Here is a 17,610-nt window from a genome sequence, read left to right on the forward strand (position 1 = left end):
CGGGTGACTGCGTGATCGTACGGTCGAGGAGTGAGTGTCGATCTTGACCGTTCTCGTCCGGTTTGGCGCCAGGTGGCCGAGGTCATCAGCAAGCGGATTGCCGACGGGACCTATCCGCCGGGCAGCCGCGTGCCGGGCATCGTCGAGCTGAGCACAGAGTTCGGCATCGCCGCCAGCACCGCTCAGAAGGCCCTCGCGCATCTGCGCGACACCGGCCAGGTGCGTACCGAGTTGGGCTTGGGCACCTTCGTCGCCGACGCCGAATGAGTGCCGACGGCCGGGCGCAGGTGGTCTTGAAGCGGCTGACTGACTTTCGCGACGTACCCGAGGTGGCCGGTCTGCTTGCCGAGTTCCCTGCAGTCTGACGACGGACGGCGCATCGTCAGCTCCTGCCGCTACGCTGGCAGGAGCTGACGATGCGCCAGTCGCGAACGGGGGCAGGCATGCACGAGTTCCGAGGCAACAGCCAGGGTGAAGGTGTGTCGGTAGGCGGCGAAATTCGGAGTGTCGCCATTGGTGAAAATAGCTCGGTTGTTATCAATACGGGTGACGTTAGGATTCCGCCCCGAAAGGGTTCCCGCCTCGCCGAGCAGCGGCAAAAGTTCCACTTCGACTTCCTGAACCACACGCTGAAGCAGGCTGAGTGGACGTTTCGCCTGAGCGTGTGGTTCATGACCGGTGGTGCCTTGATCATCTTGGCGGGCGGCGTACTTGCGCTGGTTCACGCCGGGAACCCTGACCTCAGCTACCTGCCTCTCGTCACGAGCCTGACCGGTGCGTTGATCACGGTCGGCGGCGGTGCGCTCGCATTGCACTCCAAGCGGACGATGGCCAACCTCACCAAGGCTGCCGAGGACAACGAAGCGAAGATCGATATCGATCACAAGCTTGAGATCGCTACGACCTTCATCGACCGCATTGAAGATCCGCAAGCGAAGGATCGACTAAACGCGGCTGCCGCCATGAAGGCGTTGGGCATGGAGGCCAAGCCCGAGACGATGGTCGATCGCCTGTTGCCGGGGGAGCAGCCCAGAGAGGTCGAGCCGGGGAGCTCAACCACCTGAGACGCGAGGGCGCTGGAAACCAGCGATGGTTTCCGGGGCTCAGTCCTTGTGTCCCCTGATAGTCAGTCGCGCCAGAAAGCGAGTCGGGCCGAGCCTTGCCGCTTGGATCTACGGAACTTGGCTTCACGCTTGATAGCCTCGTTCAGCTTTGCGTCTGCGGCAGTGGCGATCTCGGCCCGCTTCTCGAACTCAGCCCACTTGGCTTCCGCCTTGAGCCGGAGATCATCATCGAGAGGGGCAAGCATCTTCAGGTCGCGCCATTCCAGCAGGGCGACCATCCACCCTTTGAGAGCGTCGAACGACTCGTCGCCGAGCTTGATGACCTCTGGCGAACCGAACATTTCCAACTGGGCTTCGGTGAGACCGAACGCCCTACCCTCGTGGTCGGGGTCGAGTGGTCCCTCGGGGAACGTCTTCTCGCGCAAGACGTCTCGTCGCGTCCGTGACATCGCCCGGCGAGACCGGATGACCTCTGCGTAGGTATCCATGCGGCGGTCCCACAACTTGTGCCGACGGTCACGGCTACGGGCGAACAGATGCGTAAGCAGCACAGCGGCTGTTGCAGCTGCTGCGCCGACCGACGCGGCGATGAGGGTGGCATCCACGGGTTGCAAGGCCATGGCGAGATCCTAGGCCCCGCTACCGGGGAGTTGCCGGTTCGGTGGGCTTACGTGGCTGGCAATGGGCTCAAAGATCGCCTTCCCGCGCATGGCCTTGGCCAACTCCTCGTGCGCTTCCTCCGCCTTGGTCGAGAGCTTCTCAACGTTCGGCCACCGCTTGGTCGTCTCGCGAACCGCTTCGGCGCGCACTTCCTCCTCGTGGCCGGGCCCGGTCCGCTTGTTGTGGACTTGCCACTGGATGAACTCCAACATCCAGTCCCGGAAGGCTTCCCATGCCGCCTGATGAGCCGCCCTCATCTCGGGGGACCCATAGAGCTCAAGGTTGGCGCTGATCTTTGCTATATCGGCTTCCTGGAAAACCTGATCCAGGGAGAGGAACAGGTCGCCCTCCGGGTCCCGCATCGCGTCTCGCCTCTTCTGGGCGAGGTTCCTCTCGTGCCTGAGGGACTCTTCGAAGACTGCGACCTGACGTTCCCACAGTTTGTGATTTCGCTCGCGCTTCAGGGTCGTCTTCTGGACCACCACGGCGACAAGCAACGTCATGAGAGACCCGAACCCCGCTGCGGTGAGCGTGGCTATCACGGGCGTGATTTCCATGGTCGAAGAGCATACGGCCCAGGAGGGTATCTCCGGGGGCCTCTCGCTGGCGGGTACGGCCGGACGCCCCGGAGACCGTAACGGTCTCCGGGGCGTCCGCGCGTTCAGAGCACGCCGAGCACGGTCAGCGTCAGCAGGCACAGGGTTAGGGTGCCGCCAAAGGTGCCGCCTCCGACGAGGACACCGTCACGCTTGCGCGCCCCCGGCTTATGACTGATCCAGCCAGCTCCGATGCCGACGAGCGTTGAGAAGAGGATGCAGGTGACGATCACCAGCACCTTGACGCCGAGAGAGAGGTTCACGGTCCGAATACCTTTCTGGTGATCGGACCGGGTGTCAGACCTCAGCCCGACCACCACGTGACACACGTGTGGTCTTGCTGAGGCCCACCGACGTCTGGGGCTCATGGGGGGGGTGGCCTGGCCAAAGCCGCTAGGTACCCGCTTCTCCCTTTTAGGCTGGCATCGCGTGCGTACTCGGGACATGCTTTGTCCGTGACCAGGAACGTCGGGTCCAGGCTCGCTGCGTGCTGCGTGGTGGGGGCACTGCCCCCTGCAGTCGGCAACTCTAGCGCAGCGCAGGGTGTTTGACCGGGAGAAGGGTCTGAGGACAGAGACGGTATCTCCCGCGCCCTCGTGCTGGCGGGCACGGCCGGACGCCCCGGGCGGAGGCTCCAGGCGCTCCCGTACCCCATGGGAGGCCGCCGCTGGGTATGCCCGCGCCCGCAGGCCAGGCCGCCGGACGCCCGGAGTCATGTTGAGACCCCAGGTGACGGCCGGCGGTCACCTCCCGTGTTGAGCACGACCACGACTCGTGAATGTCCGGGAAGGCCGCCGACGGCATCAGGGGACTTGCTCCACAAGCAAATAGACGCAGCGCGAACCCCCGTGGTGGACTGGGTGCAGCCGGGCGGCACAGCCCCCGGTCAGGGCCTCACCTGACGGCATCGGTGACGTGACCCGAAGATCCCGCCGTGTTCGGCAACCCCAGTCCACATCTCCGACGGGATTTGCCATGCCTGCACGCACATTCAGCCCTGACGCGCTGCGCCAGATCCGGCGCGACCGTGGCGTGTCTCAGCGAAGGCTCGCCACCTCGCTGGGCCTCCACAACACCGCCATCTCGGCGTACGAGAACGGCCACCGTCGCCCCGACGTCCAGACCCTGGCCACCATCGCCGATGTCCTCGGCGCACGGATGGACGACTTCGTCCGGTCGGCGGCTGCGTGATGGACATCAAGGACGCGCGCCCCATGACGGAGTCCGAGCGTAAGCGGCTCCTCCGTCTGCTCTTCGGCAAGCGCACTGAGACGCAGCCGAAGTAACCCACCCCCAGACACACCTCGACCCCCCGGCAGTGGCGACCAACCGAACCGAGGGGCCGTAGAGAAGGCGGTATCCGCAATGACCAACACCACCACGGAATCACGGGATTTGGACCGGGCGCAAGTGGCGTCCGAACCGATTGGCCTGGTCTGGGCCGAGTACGCCGAGCAGGGTCTTCAGGTCTTCCCCATCAAGCGCGGTGACAAGAACCCGGGCGATATGGGCATCTACTGGAAGCGCGACTGGAACGCGCTCGGTCGGCGGACGTTCCCCGAGATGGCAGCCACGTACAGCACGTGCACGTTCAGGGGTCACGGCCTCTGGCTGTCGACCGGTCAGGTCTCGAAGCGCGTGGTCCTGGATCTCGACAAGCCCGGGGCTGAGACCCACTGGCGTGAGCTGCTCGGTGAGGTCGTCTTCAACCGTGCTCTCAAGGTGACGTCCGGCAAGGGCAAACACCTTCACTTCCGCATCCGTGAGGACGACGAACGCGCGTGGCCGAGTCACTCGGACAACGAGATTGGCTACGACTTCCGAGCCGACGGAACCGGAATCGTGATGCCTCCGAGCTTCCACAAGTCAGGACGTCGGTACGAGTGGGCAGGTGGCGAGCTGATGGACGCGCCGGAGTGCCTCCGCAAGGAGAACCAGCCGAAGGCGGACAAAGTCCACGGCGGTAGCAACGGGCGAGGACGCGGCCGAGCAGCGCAGGATCTGATGCTCGACTTCGCGACGGGTGAGCGCGGTAACAACTGGCTCACCCGGGTCTCCGGCACTATGGCGCTCTCGTTCCACTCGTACGAAGTGTACGAAGCGGTCCTGACCAACATCAACCAGGCGAGTGCGTACCCGATCGATCACGACTCGTTCAAGAAGACCATCGACTCCGTGTGGAACTCGGAGCAGGAGAAGAACCAGATGCCGAACCCGGACAGCCCCGTCCCGGTCGCCAGGCGGCTTAACGAAGACCTGTGGACCTTCGACGGCCAGCTCACATTGCGTCGCTGGCGCGGCTCGTGGGTCAAGTGGACCGGATCACACTGGGACCACGTCGAAGACCAGAGCGTTACTGCTGACATCCAGAATCGCCTGGAGCACGCCGTGTACGACAAAGCAGAAAACGGCGAAGTCAAGACGCTCAGCTGGGAGCCCAACACCGCCCGAGTGCGTGACGTGGCAAACGCCGTGCGCAACATCAACTTGCTGCCTAAGGAGGTCGACACAGGCGACTGGCTTGACCACCGGGGCTGTGGGCAGGTGGTCGCGTTCCAGAACGGTCTTCTCGACATCAAGACCCGCACGATGTCCCCGGCCACCCCCGCCTTCTTCTCCATGACCTCGCTCCCATTCGAGTACGAGGAGACCGACGAGCAGCCGGGCGAGTGGCTCAAGTTCCTGGACAGCGTTCTGCCGGACGACGCCGACGCCATCAAGGTCATTCAGGAGTGGTTCGGTTACATCCTGTCGGGCCGTAACGACCTGGAGAAGTTGCTGCTGTTGGTCGGCCAGACCCGCTCCGGCAAGGGCACCATTCAGAAGGTTCTCAGCGCTCTGCTTGGTGGAAGGCAGAACATCGCGGGCATGACGATGTCGGCTTTCACGACGAACTTCGGCCTTGCTCCTATGGTCGGCAAGACGTTGGCTGTCGTAGGTGACGCCCGAACCCCGAAGCGCGACCGAGAGACGATCGTCGAGCGATTCTTGGCCATCACCGGCCGAGACCCGATCCAGATCGACCGCAAGAACCGCGAAGCGTTCGACGGCGTGCTCAACACCCGAATCATGCTGATGTCCAACGAGACGCTCTCGCTGCCGGACCCATCGGGGGCTCTCCCCAACCGGTTCATCACGGTCGAGTTCAAGCAGAGTTTCTTGGGCCGGGAGGATCTCGGCCTGTTGGACCGCCTATTCAAGGAAGTTCCGGCCATCCTGCGTTGGTCCCTCGACGGCATCGACCGGCTCGCCGAGCAGGGTCGATTCACCGAGCCTGACTCGTCCAAGAGCGTGCGGGCCGAAATGAACGCCAACTCGTCCAAGGTGAAGGAATTCGCCGAAGACCGAATGGAGTTCGGGCCGGACAAGAACATTCCGGTGCTGGACCTGTTCGACGAGTACACGGCCTGGTGCAAGCTCCGGGGCCTCAATGGCGGTTCCTCTGACACCTTCGGTACGCAACTTTCGGCAGCGTTCCGGGGCAAGTTCAAGAAGACTCGTCCCACCATCAACGGTCTTCGCATCCAGGTGTACACCGGCATGACGTTGAGGAAGACCGCCGACTAGCGGCCAGCGGTCACGCCCCCCGTCATACCTGCCAACCGTAGGTATGACGGGGGCGGTTTTGTATTTGGGCCACAGAGGGCGCATTACGGGGTGCTGTCATACCTCCGTCATACCTGCTGTCATACCTCCGTCATACCTGCTGTCATACCTGGCCGTACTTGCTCTCTAGGAAAAATGCCCGGCGGGAGGGGGTGCCGTCATACCCGTCATACCTGTCATACCTCCTGCGGAAATCTAGAAGAAATAGAGGGTGGAGCCCCTCTCTCCGTACGGAAAGCACGGTGTGCAGCTAGGTATGACGGGTATGACCGGGGTGCCAATACGGGGGTGACGGGGGTGGCCAGCGCACGCCCTTGGCGGGTCAAGGAGGCCGGGGCCCGGGACGGTACTCCGGAGGGCACGAGAGAGGCCCGGCGGCACGAGGGCCCCGGGGCGGGCCCGGAGGCCACGGGAGATATCGCCGGAGGCCGGGATGACACCAGAGCGCGCGGCAGGTGGCCCGGGGGAGCGCAGGCCGGACGGCCAGTCACGAGAAGTTTCAGGTCGATAGCCGGAAGTAAGGCCGGCCGTCACCTTGCCGCCAACACGCAGGAGCCCCAACCAGACCCGACGGCTGGTTGGGGCTCGCTGCTTCTCGGGTGAGGTCCACCCGAGGGAGGGAAGTGGTGGACCCAAAACTTCCCATCCCTGACACTCCCCAGAAAAGCACCCCGGGAAAGCCACGTCTATTTGCTTTGAAAGCAACCCCCGGAATGGTATTACGAGGGCCATATGTGGGGGGTTTTAATTGGGGTATGGACAGGGCGAAAACAGGCCCGGTGTTCTCAGGTCAGAAGCTCAAGAAAGCCCGCACGGCGCGGGGGCTGACGCAGGCGCAGGTGGCCGCCCGAATGAACATTGGCAGCGTCTACATCAGCCAGTGGGAGAACGACCGCCACGCGCCGAACGGCGTAAACGCGATGCTTCTACTGAGGGCTCTCGGATGCGAAATGGAGGAGGTGACGGAGTGAGTGAATTCGAGGCGTTGCCGGAAGAGGGCGACCCCTGGTGGGCAATGGTCATGACGCCTCACGGCTTGGTGCCCGTCAGGGTGGCGAGCTTCCTCGTCACCGAAGAGGGCGTGACGGCGGGGCTGGCCGAATTGAAGGGCGTCGACACGAGCCCCGAAAAGGTCACCACACTTTGCCGGATGAGCCGCGACGAGGCGTGGGCGCAGGTGGCCGAATGGAGCCAGAAGCGCGACCACGCGGTAATCCGGGAACGGGGGACCGCGTCGTGATCATGCCTGCGGACGGGATGACTTGGGCGCTCGGGCACCATCCCCGGCACGGGCTGGTGGTTGGCAAGGTGACCGGCTGGCGTATCACCCGCAGGGGTGTCAAGGCGGTAATCAATTACGAACGAGTGCCGCACGGATGGCAGCCCGAAAAGATCCTGCGAGGGACGCCGACCGAAATCGCCGAGGTGGCTTGGCTGATGGAAAGGGCGGATCTCGCGGGGGTGAAGACCAAAGAGCAGTACATCAGCGAAGCGGTCATCACGCTGCTGGAGTAAGTCTCTGTGTGGACTGGACGGAGCGGGCAGACGCCTCGCGTGTGCGCATGAGGCCGCTAAAAAGCTGACCCCAAGTGTGACTGGTCAAAAACCGGCGGAGCCTCGCGCGCACGCGCGCGGACTCATCGTTGACCTAAACGAATAGGAATGAAATCAAAATGACGAACCGTGAATTCAGCGAGATCGTGCAGGGACCGATGACCCCGGACGGGCCGAGTGTGGAGGAGATCCGGGCCATGCGGCACGGACCCGGCAGCTTCGTCCGGCCGGATCTACGGGCCCCCATGGGGTCCGCCGTGATCGAGGGCGTGGTCGTGGCCGGGGACGGCACGATGACCGAGGAGCAGGCCGACCAGATCCGGAAAGACGCCGGGATCGGGCGCGAGAACGCCCACGCCGGACAGGCCGCCAAGTCGTACACCGAGCACCGGGATCGGGTCACCGGCCAGGCGATCCGGACCTACGGGGACGGCCGCACCGAGGTGGTGGACGAGAGCCGCCCGGCAGACCGGGTGCGCGGCCGGGGATAGCCGCTCCGGGGCGGGACGGCCCTACGGACGGCCTCTCGCCCCGCCGGGGCCCACGGGGCCCGGCCAGCCCACGAGAGATCCAGGGCGAGCCACGGAGAGCCGCAGCCAGAGCGGTACGCACAACGGGCGTCAGCCCACCCATTCCGCACACCACCCGAGACACACGAGAAGAGGAACCATGACCAACACAGACGACCTGATGAGCCGCGCCCGGCAGGTCCTCGCCGACGAGGAGTCCGCCCGGCTCCAGGCCAAGGCCACCGAGCTGGCGACCGCCGACGAGCGTGCCCGGCTGGAGGCCGAGCGCCAGACCCAGCGCGAGAAGCTCAGGGCGGAAGCCGAGGCCGCCTTGTCGGCCGAGGGCGTCACGCTGCCCGACCTGGCCAACAAGTTCGATGCGACGGTGGCCGCCCTGGCCGACCTGGCCGAAGCCGCCTGCACCCGCAACGCCCTGGTCCGGCAGCACGCGACTGCCCTCCCGAACGCGCAGAGGATCCCCGAGCGTGAGCTGCTGGCACGCGCGACCGCTCAGGCCGCCAGCAAGGTCTGTGGTCGAGAGCCCGATCTCGGACGGCTGATCACGAGCCTGAACGCCGACGGCGGACCTCTGTGGCGGACCACGGCCGTGGAGAACGCCCGGCGGTCGTAGATCCGGATCAGGTCCACCCGGTCTTGCCGACCGAGCAACGTCCGGTCGGGATCTGGGAGTTGAGATCCGACCCAGATCCCGACCGGATCGGCCCGACCTTGACGACCGAGCAAGCCAGATCCGGCCCGACCCCCGGACCACCTTGCCGACTACGCAAGCCAGATCCGGCCCACGCGCGCCAACCCTCAACATGACCGCCGGCCACCACCCGTAATCGCCAAATCAACGTGACGTGACATCAGGAGTCGATATGCAAGCGCGAATCATCGAGGCGTCCAGGGAGATGGTCGGCTCGTCGATGATGTACAACCCCGACGGCATGATGCAGATCGGCCACGACTTCGCGCAGATGCCGGAATTCATCGGCAACTTGGCCACCGCGCTTCAGTACATGACGCGTCAGGTCCAGGAGGGCGACACCCCCATGGACGCCGCGATCGTCGACATGGTCAAGTCCCTGCACGCTGGCATTCTCAAGGCCGCCCACCAGGCCGAGGACCTGAAGCCGATGTTCGAGGCGCATCACGCCGACGACATAAAGCGAATCCGCGAGCCTCGCCGCAACGAACACTACTGGGACGTGGCCAACAATCGGGACTACCTGGGTCGGTGACCTGCGGATATTCCTCGTGACGAATGGAAAATGGAACATGGAACTGGAACACCCCCGGACGCCCCCTCTGGCCGGGCGCGGGGCCGCTGGGGGGGTGGTCTCCCCCTGTTCCATTTTCCAGTTCCAATCACGGCGAGTGGTCATAACGGGCCGTGAATGGCGGTGCGGAAAGAGGTCTCGACCCGCCTATTCTGCGCACCTTTTTAGATTCGGCTAAATTTCAGGAATTGTGCGGCACGCAAATCCCGTGATTCGATTTTCTCAGCAATTCCGGACAGGCCGGAATTCGGGGAATTCAGGGAGCACGAAATGGCCGCCAACACCACCGCCGCGAAGACCGCCCAGGCCGAGCCCGTCGCCTGCACCTGCTCGCAGTTCGCCACCGCTGACGGCCGCACCACCGGCTGCGCGGCGGAGACCAAGCGCCAGTTCGCTCCGGGCCATGACGCCAAGCTGAAGTCGTTCCTGATCAAGGCGGGGGCCGACGGCACCGAGGTCATCCGGACGGTGGACGGCATCGCCAGCTCCGCCGACGCCTCCACCCACGCGGCCAAGTTCGCGTTCGCCCACATGGTCGCCGCTGGCGTGAAGCGCGCTGAGACCAAGGCCGCCGAGAAGGCCGAGCGCGCCGCAGCCCGCGCCGCCCGCAAGGTCGCCCCCAAGGCGAAGGCTCCCGCCAAGGTCACGGCCAAGGTAGGTCGCGCGACCTTCACCGGCCACATGGACGGCGACCACTTCGTCTACGAGGTGAAGGGCAAGGAGCGCCGCACCCTCAAGTTCCAGACCGTCTGACCGACCCGCCCCGCCGGGCGGTCGGCTGAGGCCGCCCGGCTCCCCTGAGGAGCCCCAGTGTTCAAGATCCAGTACCGCAACCCCGCCGGGCGCGTGGTCACCGCCCAGCACCACTCCCGCGACGAGATCCAGCGGCTGGCCAACAAGGCCGTGGCCGCCTGCCCCGAGACGCACGCACTGAAGGTGCGCGAACTTGCCGCCGACGAGGCCAGCGGCGACTTCGTTTGGGTCGACTGCACGGCCTACTTCGCCCGCTGATGAACGAGCCCGGTCGGGGTCGCACCCCCGACCGGGCCGCAGTGCTGAGAGATTGAGGAACCCAGCGTGAGCAAGCAAAGCATGCGAGCCGCCATCCTGGAGCGGGTCAGCACCGAGGAGCAGACGCGCGGCTATGGCCTCGACGTCCAGGACGACGCCTGCCGGGCGTACGTCGAGGGCAAGGGCTGGCGGCTGCACGACATCTATAAGGACGAGGGTGTCAGCGGCTCCCTGACCAAGCGTCCCGGCTTCGATCGGCTGATGGCCGACGTGAAGGCCGGACTCATTGACGTGGTCGTGGTCCACAAGTTCGACCGGGTGGGCCGGACGGGTCGGGCGTTCTGGCGGTGGATCTGGCAGCTCGAAGACCTCGAAACCGCGATCGTGTCGGTCACCCAGGACATCGACACCACCACCACGCACGGCAAGTTCATGTTGCAGCAGTACGCGGCCATCGCGGAGATGGAGTACAACCTGATCCGCGAGCGCACCCAAGGCGGGTTGCAGAAGAAGGCCGAGGCGGGCGGGTGGCCGGGTGGCGCACCGCCCTACGGCTACCGGATCGAAGGCAAGGGCAAGCGCGGGTCGTTCCTGGTCGTCGACGAGCACGAGGCCGCCATCCTCAAGGCCGCCCGCAAGATGGCCGTCGATGAGGGGCTGAACACGCGAGAGATGGCCCAGCGGCTCAACGCGCTGGAGATGGTCACGCGGTCGGGCAAGCCTTGGTCGCACTCCAACCTGCGGGCCAAGCTCCTGTCTGACTCGACCCTCAAGGCGATCGTGACCTTCCGGAACCCCAACCGTGCGCACGCCGGACACGGTGCGGCCCTTAATAAGGACGGCACGGCCAAGCACGGCGCAACGGTCACGATCAAGCTTGACCCGATCTTCACGCCGGAGGAAGTGGCCGACCTCAGCACGGCCATGGGGCGACTCGGCAACGGCAAGCCCAAGCCGAAGCCGCACGGCTACCCCCTCTCGAAGCGCATCGTCGGCCACTGCGGCGCTTACTACGTCGGCTTGAAGCGCACAGGCCGGGCGGGGCGGTGGTACCGGTGCACGGGCAAGGCGCAGAAGTACCCGGGCGACCCGCAGTGCTCGTGTGACGTGGTCGATGCCGACGCCGTCGAGGCCGCTGTGTGGGGCGATGTGGTCGGCTTGCTGAGCGACCCGGATCGCCTCAAGGCCATGGCGGCTGAATGGGTCGGCATGGCCGCTGGCGACCAGACCAACCACGCCGACCGCATCGGCGACCTGGACCGCCAGATCAAGGAGCGCGAGCGGGCCATCACCACCACGGTCACCGATTACGCCAAGGCAGGGCTACCGGCGGTCGCCGTGGCCGCTGCGACCCGCGCGCTGACCGAGGAACTGGAACAGCTCCAGGCGATGCGCAACGAGGCCACGGCGTGGCTGGAGGAGACCGAGGCCGCTGGGCAGCGAGCGCATGACCTTGCCGCCCTGGCCACCGTCGCCCGTGAGCGCCTGGCCGACATGACCTCGGCTGAGCAGGGCGAGGTGCTGGCGCTGCTGGACGTGAAGGTCACCATCACCGGCCCGATCCCGCGACCCCGGGTCGGTCTGGCCTGCTCCATGGCGGGGTGGTTCAAAGCGAACGGGCGGCTCGTGCCGGACGAGCTGACCGACGAGGCATGGGCGCTGGCTGAGCCGATCGTCAAGGCGTGGGAGCCGCCGAACCACCGCATGCGCCCCGGTCGCGTGATGCTCGACGCGATGTTCCACAAGGCGCGCACGGGCGTTCTGTGGGAGGAGCTTCCTGAGCGGTTCGGCCTGTGGAAGGGCATCCACTCCCGTTACAAGACCTGGCGCAACTGCGGGGTCTGGGACGAGATCATGGCCGCCCTGCCCGACACGGGTCAGCCCGTGTGGACTGCGCCCCTGGTGCCGCCGCTGCGCGTTGAGGGACGCGTGGACCCGCGCGCCTTCACGGACGCGGATATCCAGGAAGAAGAGGTGTCCGCCGGAACAGGTCTCCCGGGCCCCGCGACCTCCGCCCTCTCGGCCGGCGTGCACGAACTGCTGCGGGGTGACGCCGTGCTCGTGACCGACGCCGCCGAAGTCGTCGAGCTGGTGGGTGACATGGGAGAGCTGGCGCCCGACCGACGGGGGCCCGTCCTCCCCCGTGACCTGCTGGAACCCGGCGCGCGGCAGGTTCTCGCCGCGCTGCCGGGGCGGGGGGCCGTGCCCGCCGACGAGGTCGCCCGGGGCGCGGGCACAACCGTGGACGACGCGGTCGGGAGACTGTACGAACTCCGCGCACTCGGATACGTCGAACGACACGGCGACGGCTGGAAGTTGACACGCCAGGCGATGATCTCGGTCTCCTCCGATCGGAGGCCGGGTTGACCGGGTGTGTTCGGCCGTACGGGGGAACGCCGACAGCCTTGTGGTTTCCGGCAGTTGGCGTCCCGGCCCGGTCACACAGGGCGAGCGGCGTGCCCCCGCGGGGCGTCCAGCGGAACGTATCTGCGCACCGGCGATCCGCCGACCTTCGCGCACTGCGACTCCTCAGTCACGCTACGCTCACGAGGATTCCGACTCAGGACAGGCAACTCGACATCAGACCGACAGCTCACCCAGGCACCCCCAGTTCACGGCAGAACGGCACAAGGCGACGAATGCCCCAGCACACCTCCGGGTCTGACCGGGCGGCGGTTCCCTCCGCCGCTCGCGGCACCGTGCGCCCGCCCGCCCCCTCGACACTCGACGAGCTGTGGCGGACGTACAAGACGACGGGCGACGAACGGCTGCGCGAGCAGTTGATCCTGCACTACTCACCGCTGGTGAAGTACGTCGCGGGCCGGGTGAGCGTCGGCCTGCCGGCCAATGTCGAGCAGGCCGATTTCGTCTCCTCCGGGGTCTTCGGGCTGATCGACGCGATCGAGAAGTTCGACATCGACCGGGAGATCAAGTTCGAGACGTACGCGATCACCCGGATCCGGGGCGCCATGATCGACGAGCTGCGCGCGCTGGACTGGATCCCCCGGTCGGTGCGGCAGAAGGCGCGCAACGTGGAGCGGGCCTACGCCACGCTGGAGTCACGGCTCAGACGCACCCCGAGCGAGGGCGAGGTCGCCGCCGAGATGGGGATCGCGGTCGACGAACTCCACGCGGTCTTCAGCCAGTTGTCGCTGGCGAACGTGGTGGCGCTGGAGGAGCTGCTGCATGTCGGAGGCGAGGGCGGCGACCGGCTGAGCCTGATGGACACGCTGGAGGACACCGCCGCCGACAACCCGGTCGAGGTCGCCGAGGACCGGGAGCTGCGCCGCTTCCTGGCCCGGGCCATCAACACACTGCCCGAGCGGGAGAAGACCGTCGTCACGCTGTACTACTACGAGGGCCTCACCCTCGCGGAGATCGGGAACGTGCTGGGGGTCACCGAGAGCCGGGTGAGTCAGATCCACACGAAGTCGGTGCTGCAGCTGCGGGCGAAGCTGGCGAGTTTCGGCCGTTGATCCGGTGGGATCTGGCCGGATGTCGTGTGCGTCCGCTGTGTGCGTCCGCCGTGCGCGCCCACCTGCTGTCCGCAGTGTGCGTGCCGGCTTCGGCGGGGTGGGCGGGGGCTCGTCGGGGGAAGGCACTCCCGTGGGCCGCGGTCCGTCCGTAGAGTGGTTGACGTGCCAAGGATTCGAGCGGCCTCCGTGGCCGAGCACCGGTCGATGCAGCGAGCCGCCCTGCTGGACGCGGCGCGGTCCCTGCTGTCCGAGGGTGGGACGGAGGCGTTGACGTTCCCGGCGCTCGCCGAGCGTACGGGGCTGGCGCGGTCGTCCGTGTACGAGTACTTCCGGTCGCGGGCCGCCGTGGTCGAGGAGCTGTGCGAGGTCGACTTCCCCGTCTGGGCGGCGGAGGTCGAGGCGGCCATGGCCTCGGTCGAGAAGCCCGAGGGCAAGGTCGAGGCGTACGTCCGCAAGCAGTTGGAGCTGGTCGGGGACCGGCGGCATCGGGCCGTGGTGGCGATCTCGGCGAGTGAGCTGGACGCCGGGGCGCGGGAGAAGATCCGGGCCGCGCACGGGGGGCTCGTCGCGATGATCGTGGAGGCGCTCGCGGGGCTCGGGCAGGCGGAGCCGCGGTTGGCGGCGATGCTGTTGCAGGGGGTTGTGGACGCGGCCGTGCGGCGTATCGAGCTGGGGGCCGCCGAGGATCCCTCCGCGATCACTGAGGCTGCCGTGGGCATGGCTCTGCGGGGTGTGCGGGGCTGAGGTTGCGGCGCCTGCTTTGGGGCTGAGCCCTCGTGGTTCGGCGCCCTCCGCTGGGGCTGGGCGGGGGCGGGTCCGCTGCTCGGCGGTTGCGAGGTACCGCCTGCGCCCACCCGTGCCGCCCCAGCGGCACGATTGCCCGCAGTTGAATGCGGCGGTGGCGCGGCTACGCCGGTACCGGTAGTAGGCGGGACGGGCCCCTCCGTAGGAGCCACGGGGGCAGTAGCGACAGTGGGTTCAGGTAGGTGTCTCCTCTGCGCAGGCCCCAGTGGAGGCAGGCTGTCGGGCAGTGGGAGGGGGTGGCCTCCAGGGTGCCCAGGAGGGCGCCCGCTGTTACCTCGTCGCCCTTCTTCACCGAGGGCCGGACCGGTTCGTAGGTCGTGCGCAGGGGTGGTTCGCCCGTGCCGGTCAGTTCGACGGCGATGACTCCTCGGCCCGCGACCCGGCCCGCGAAGGACACCCGGCCCGGCGCGACCGCGCGTACCGGGGAGCCGGCGGGGGAGGACAGATCGACGCCCCGGTGGCCTCGGGCGTAGGGGGTCGGGGGCGGGTCCCAGGAGTGGATCACCAAGGGGCGCAGGCCCACCGGCCAGGCGCGGCCGACGGCGGGTACGGGCTCGTCGGTGCCCGGTGGTCCCGGGGCCGCGCGGGGTGCCGTCGTCCAGGCCGTGGCCAGGAGTGCCGAGGTCAGGCACAGCAACAGGGCAAGCCAAAGACGCGCACGTCGTCGGGTCGTTCGCTCGTGGGGCATCTCGTGAGACATGGGGGAAGCGTCGCGCGGATGGCGCGATCATGGCCGGGATCTGTGGAGTACTCGTCGGTTGTGGATATCGGCGTCACCCGGGGCCTCGCGGGTCCCGTACACTTCTGATGGCGATCCGGGTCACCGGGTCGACTTCGCACGCCCCGGTACGAGGTCCGTCAGATCCGTCGGACGGTCCGTATCAGCGCCCCTCGGTCCTTCGTGGCAACGGCGCATCGCGGGCGTCAGGCGCGGGAGCCGTCCGGTTCCCGCGGCACAACCGAGAAATACAAGGAGAACGGCCATGGCCGTCGTCACGATGCGGGAGCTGCTGGAAAGCGGCGTCCACTTCGGTCACCAGACCCGTCGTTGGAACCCGAAGATGAAGCGCTTCATCTTCACGGAGCGCAACGGCATCTACATCATCGACCTGCTCCAGTCGCTGTCGTACATCGACCGCGCCTACGAGTTCGTCAAGGAGACCGTCGCCCACGGCGGCACGGTCATGTTCGTCGGCACGAAGAAGCAGGCGCAGGAGGCGATCGCCGAGCAGGCGACCCGCGTCGGCATGCCCTACGTCAACCAGCGCTGGCTGGGCGGCATGCTCACCAACTTCTCCACCGTCTACAAGCGGCTGCAGCGCCTCAAGGAGCTCGAGCAGATCGACTTCGAGGACGTCGCGGCCTCGGGTCTGACCAAGAAGGAGCTCCTGGTCCTCTCGCGTGAGAAGGCCAAGCTGGAGAAGACCCTCGGCGGTATCCGCGAGATGCAGAAGGTGCCCAGCGCCGTCTGGATCGTGGACACCAAGAAGGAGCACATCGCGGTCGGCGAGGCCCGGAAGCTCAACATCCCGGTCGTCGCCATCCTCGACACCAACTGCGACCCCGACGAGGTCGACTACAAGATCCCCGGCAACGACGACGCGATCCGCTCCGTCACGCTGCTCACCCGTGTGATCGCCGACGCGGTCGCCGAGGGCCTCATCTCCCGCTCGCGTGTCGCGACCGAGGGCAAGGGCGACAAGGCCGCCGGCGAGCCGCTGGCCGCGTGGGAGCGCGACCTGCTCGAGGGCGAGAAGAAGGCCGACGAGGCTCCGGCCGCCGCTGAGGCTCCGGCTGCCGCCGAGGCCCCCGCCGAGACCGAGGCTCCGGCCGAGGCCGCTGCCGAGGCCCCCGCCGCCGAGGCCGAGGCGCCCGCCGCCGAGGCTCCGGCCGCGGACGCCGAGCAGGCCTGACCTTCACGGTCGTAGCGCTGTCGAGATGACGGCGGGTGGCGCCGAGCGCGCCACCCGCCGTTCATCCACAGCCCGTAGATCTTCGGCGGGCGCCCGCCCTACGAGCGGCGGCGGACGCCGACTTCGAGACTTCGAACTCCGAGAAGAGATTCACAGATCATGGCGAACTACACCGCCGCTGACGTCAAGAAGCTCCGTGAGCTCACCGGCGCCGGCATGATGGACTGCAAGAAGGCCCTGGACGAGGCCGAGGGTAGCGTCGACAAGGCCGTCGAGGCCCTGCGCATCAAGGGCCAGAAGGGCGTCGCCAAGCGCGAGGGTCGCTCCGCCGAGAACGGCGCCGTGGTCTCCCTCATCGCCGACGACAACACCTCCGGTGTCCTGGTCGAGCTGAAGTGCGAGACGGACTTCGTCGCCAAGGGCGAGAAGTTCCAGGCCGCCGCGAACGCGATCGCCGCGCACGTCGCCGCGACCTCCCCGGCCGACCTGGAGGCCCTGCTCGCCTCCGAGATCGAGGCCGGCAAGACCGTCCAGGCGTACGTCGACGAGGCCAACGCCAACCTCGGCGAGAAGATCGTCCTCGACCGCTTCGCGCAGTACGCGGACGGTTTCGTCTTCGCCTACATGCACCGCACCATGCCCGACCTGCCCCCGCAGATCGGTGTCCTGGTCGAGCTGGACAAGGCCGACGCCGCCGTGGCCAAGGGCATCGCCCAGCACATCGCCGCCTTCGCGCCGAAGTACCTCTCCAAGGAGGATGTGCCGGCCGACGTCGTCGAGTCCGAGCGTCGCGTCGCCGAGGAGACCACCCGCGCCGAGGGCAAGCCCGAGGCCGCCCTGCCGAAGATCGTCGAGGGTCGCCTCAACGGCTTCTTCAAGGACGCCACGCTGCTCGGCCAGCCGTACGCGCTGGACAACAAGAAGTCCGTCCAGAAGGTCCTGGACGAGGCCGGTGTCACCCTGAAGCGCTTCACGCGCATCAAGGTCGGCATCTGAGTCCGTTACGCGACGGGCGCCCGGCCCCGATAGGGTCGAGTGCAGTCGTTCGCGTACGCACGCCACGTGCGCGCGTGACGCGCGACGGACGACAGCGGATCTGACGAGGAGGCCATTGCCGCGCATGGGATGCGAACA

20 protein-coding genes and 2 pseudogenes are annotated in these 17,610 nt (G+C 67.0%); 18 read left to right on the forward strand and 4 right to left on the reverse strand.

Features of this window, described 5'->3' with window-relative positions:
• Nucleotides 1-30: 30 nt before the first annotated feature.
• Complete coding sequence (locus ABT147_RS18550; RefSeq protein WP_351407214.1) at nucleotides 31-267, forward strand: GntR family transcriptional regulator; 237 nt, start codon at nucleotides 31-33, stop codon at nucleotides 265-267.
• A gap of 149 nt (nucleotides 268-416) precedes the next feature.
• On the forward strand, nucleotides 417-1,064 hold the full coding sequence (locus ABT147_RS18555; RefSeq protein WP_351407217.1) for a TRADD-N-associated membrane domain-containing protein: 648 nt from the start codon (nucleotides 417-419) through the stop codon (nucleotides 1,062-1,064).
• A 62-nt stretch (nucleotides 1,065-1,126) separates the two neighbouring features.
• Here the strand turns inward: ABT147_RS18555 and ABT147_RS18560 are convergent, their stop codons facing one another.
• The 3 genes from ABT147_RS18560 to ABT147_RS18570 all read right to left on the reverse strand — a co-directional run bounded on the left by ABT147_RS18560 (nucleotide 1,127) and on the right by ABT147_RS18570 (nucleotide 2,583).
• Nucleotides 1,127-1,684 carry a hypothetical protein gene (locus ABT147_RS18560; protein WP_351407219.1) on the reverse strand — a complete coding sequence of 186 codons (558 nt, stop codon included), beginning with the start codon at nucleotides 1,682-1,684 and terminating at the stop codon, nucleotides 1,127-1,129.
• A 9-nt stretch (nucleotides 1,685-1,693) separates the two neighbouring features.
• On the reverse strand, nucleotides 1,694-2,281 hold the full coding sequence (locus ABT147_RS18565; protein WP_351407220.1) for a hypothetical protein: 588 nt from the start codon (nucleotides 2,279-2,281) through the stop codon (nucleotides 1,694-1,696).
• Between the two features lie 104 nt (nucleotides 2,282-2,385).
• Nucleotides 2,386-2,583 carry a hypothetical protein gene (locus tag ABT147_RS18570; protein ID WP_351407222.1) on the reverse strand — a complete coding sequence of 66 codons (198 nt, stop codon included), beginning with the start codon at nucleotides 2,581-2,583 and terminating at the stop codon, nucleotides 2,386-2,388.
• 712 nt (nucleotides 2,584-3,295) lie between these two features.
• On the opposite strand from ABT147_RS18570, the gene ABT147_RS18575 reads away from it, so the two are divergent.
• From ABT147_RS18575 to ABT147_RS18640, 14 genes and pseudogenes are all read left to right on the forward strand, one after another.
• A complete protein-coding gene (locus tag ABT147_RS18575; protein ID WP_351407224.1) occupies nucleotides 3,296-3,511 on the forward strand; it encodes a helix-turn-helix domain-containing protein in 216 nt (71 codons plus the stop codon).
• A 174-nt stretch (nucleotides 3,512-3,685) separates the two neighbouring features.
• On the forward strand, nucleotides 3,686-5,887 hold the full coding sequence (locus tag ABT147_RS18580; protein WP_351407226.1) for a phage/plasmid primase, P4 family: 2,202 nt from the start codon (nucleotides 3,686-3,688) through the stop codon (nucleotides 5,885-5,887).
• 794 nt (nucleotides 5,888-6,681) lie between these two features.
• Nucleotides 6,682-6,897 (forward strand): helix-turn-helix domain-containing protein, encoded by a 216-nt coding sequence (locus ABT147_RS18585; protein ID WP_351407228.1) that lies wholly within the window; start codon nucleotides 6,682-6,684, stop codon nucleotides 6,895-6,897.
• Entirely contained in the window at nucleotides 6,894-7,166 is a 273-nt protein-coding gene (locus ABT147_RS18590; protein ID WP_351407230.1) for a hypothetical protein, read from the forward strand. The genes ABT147_RS18585 and ABT147_RS18590 overlap by 4 nt, the downstream gene beginning before the upstream one ends.
• On the forward strand, nucleotides 7,163-7,441 hold the full coding sequence (locus ABT147_RS18595) for a hypothetical protein (RefSeq protein ID WP_351407233.1): 279 nt from the start codon (nucleotides 7,163-7,165) through the stop codon (nucleotides 7,439-7,441). The genes ABT147_RS18590 and ABT147_RS18595 overlap by 4 nt, the downstream gene beginning before the upstream one ends.
• Nucleotides 7,442-7,599: 158 nt before the next feature.
• Nucleotides 7,600-7,971, forward strand: coding sequence for a hypothetical protein (locus ABT147_RS18600; RefSeq protein WP_351407235.1), 372 nt, complete (start codon nucleotides 7,600-7,602; stop codon nucleotides 7,969-7,971).
• A gap of 178 nt (nucleotides 7,972-8,149) precedes the next feature.
• Nucleotides 8,150-8,620: a hypothetical protein gene (locus ABT147_RS18605; RefSeq protein WP_351407237.1), complete on the forward strand. Its 471-nt coding sequence runs from the start codon at nucleotides 8,150-8,152 to the stop codon at nucleotides 8,618-8,620.
• Nucleotides 8,621-8,870: 250 nt separating this feature from the next.
• Entirely contained in the window at nucleotides 8,871-9,233 is a 363-nt protein-coding gene (locus ABT147_RS18610; RefSeq protein ID WP_351407240.1) for a hypothetical protein, read from the forward strand.
• 309 nt (nucleotides 9,234-9,542) lie between these two features.
• Entirely contained in the window at nucleotides 9,543-10,025 is a 483-nt protein-coding gene (locus ABT147_RS18615; protein WP_351407242.1) for a hypothetical protein, read from the forward strand.
• Nucleotides 10,026-10,082: 57 nt separating this feature from the next.
• Nucleotides 10,083-10,283, forward strand: coding sequence for a hypothetical protein (locus ABT147_RS18620; RefSeq protein ID WP_351407244.1), 201 nt, complete (start codon nucleotides 10,083-10,085; stop codon nucleotides 10,281-10,283).
• An 81-nt stretch (nucleotides 10,284-10,364) separates the two neighbouring features.
• A pseudogene (locus tag ABT147_RS18625) lies at nucleotides 10,365-12,128 on the forward strand (recombinase family protein); the annotation flags it as partial.
• A 144-nt stretch (nucleotides 12,129-12,272) separates the two neighbouring features.
• A pseudogene (locus tag ABT147_RS18630) lies at nucleotides 12,273-12,650 on the forward strand (DNA-processing protein DprA); the annotation flags it as partial.
• 272 nt (nucleotides 12,651-12,922) lie between these two features.
• Nucleotides 12,923-13,759: an RNA polymerase sigma factor WhiG gene (gene whiG / locus ABT147_RS18635; protein ID WP_351407247.1), complete on the forward strand. Its 837-nt coding sequence runs from the start codon at nucleotides 12,923-12,925 to the stop codon at nucleotides 13,757-13,759.
• A 186-nt stretch (nucleotides 13,760-13,945) separates the two neighbouring features.
• A complete protein-coding gene (locus ABT147_RS18640; protein WP_351407484.1) occupies nucleotides 13,946-14,503 on the forward strand; it encodes a TetR/AcrR family transcriptional regulator in 558 nt (185 codons plus the stop codon).
• Nucleotides 14,504-14,666: 163 nt separating this feature from the next.
• Here the strand turns inward: ABT147_RS18640 and ABT147_RS18645 are convergent, their stop codons facing one another.
• Nucleotides 14,667-15,263, reverse strand: a complete 597-nt coding sequence (locus ABT147_RS18645) for a murein hydrolase activator EnvC family protein (RefSeq protein ID WP_351407249.1) — start codon at nucleotides 15,261-15,263, stop codon at nucleotides 14,667-14,669.
• 283 nt (nucleotides 15,264-15,546) lie between these two features.
• Between ABT147_RS18645 and rpsB the strand changes: the two genes are divergently transcribed.
• Together rpsB and tsf are read left to right on the forward strand one after the other, a co-directional pair.
• The gene (gene rpsB, locus ABT147_RS18650) at nucleotides 15,547-16,476 is read left to right on the forward strand and encodes a 30S ribosomal protein S2 (protein ID WP_351407251.1); all 930 of its coding nucleotides are present in this window, start codon (nucleotides 15,547-15,549) and stop codon (nucleotides 16,474-16,476) included.
• A 159-nt stretch (nucleotides 16,477-16,635) separates the two neighbouring features.
• A complete protein-coding gene (gene tsf, locus ABT147_RS18655; protein ID WP_351407253.1) occupies nucleotides 16,636-17,472 on the forward strand; it encodes a translation elongation factor Ts in 837 nt (278 codons plus the stop codon).
• Nucleotides 17,473-17,610: the final 138 nt, after the last annotated feature.

The organism is Streptomyces sp. NPDC001868 (assembly GCF_040297125.1).
Lineage (GTDB): Bacteria > Actinomycetota > Actinomycetes > Streptomycetales > Streptomycetaceae > Streptomyces.

Coding starts and splice junctions, on each gene's coding strand:
- ABT147_RS18555 (WP_351407217.1), top strand. CDS start 417: ATGCGCCAGTCGCGAACGGGGGCAGGCATGCACGAGTTCCGAGGCAAC.
- ABT147_RS18560 (WP_351407219.1), bottom strand. CDS start 1,684: ATGGCCTTGCAACCCGTGGATGCCACCCTCATCGCCGCGTCGGTCGGC.
- ABT147_RS18565 (WP_351407220.1), bottom strand. CDS start 2,281: ATGGAAATCACGCCCGTGATAGCCACGCTCACCGCAGCGGGGTTCGGG.
- ABT147_RS18575 (WP_351407224.1), top strand. CDS start 3,296: ATGCCTGCACGCACATTCAGCCCTGACGCGCTGCGCCAGATCCGGCGC.
- ABT147_RS18580 (WP_351407226.1), top strand. CDS start 3,686: ATGACCAACACCACCACGGAATCACGGGATTTGGACCGGGCGCAAGTG.
- ABT147_RS18585 (WP_351407228.1), top strand. CDS start 6,682: ATGGACAGGGCGAAAACAGGCCCGGTGTTCTCAGGTCAGAAGCTCAAG.
- ABT147_RS18600 (WP_351407235.1), top strand. CDS start 7,600: ATGACGAACCGTGAATTCAGCGAGATCGTGCAGGGACCGATGACCCCG.
- ABT147_RS18605 (WP_351407237.1), top strand. CDS start 8,150: ATGACCAACACAGACGACCTGATGAGCCGCGCCCGGCAGGTCCTCGCC.
- ABT147_RS18610 (WP_351407240.1), top strand. CDS start 8,871: ATGCAAGCGCGAATCATCGAGGCGTCCAGGGAGATGGTCGGCTCGTCG.
- ABT147_RS18615 (WP_351407242.1), top strand. CDS start 9,543: ATGGCCGCCAACACCACCGCCGCGAAGACCGCCCAGGCCGAGCCCGTC.
- whiG (WP_351407247.1), top strand. CDS start 12,923: ATGCCCCAGCACACCTCCGGGTCTGACCGGGCGGCGGTTCCCTCCGCC.
- ABT147_RS18645 (WP_351407249.1), bottom strand. CDS start 15,263: ATGTCTCACGAGATGCCCCACGAGCGAACGACCCGACGACGTGCGCGT.
- rpsB (WP_351407251.1), top strand. CDS start 15,547: ATGGCCGTCGTCACGATGCGGGAGCTGCTGGAAAGCGGCGTCCACTTC.
- tsf (WP_351407253.1), top strand. CDS start 16,636: ATGGCGAACTACACCGCCGCTGACGTCAAGAAGCTCCGTGAGCTCACC.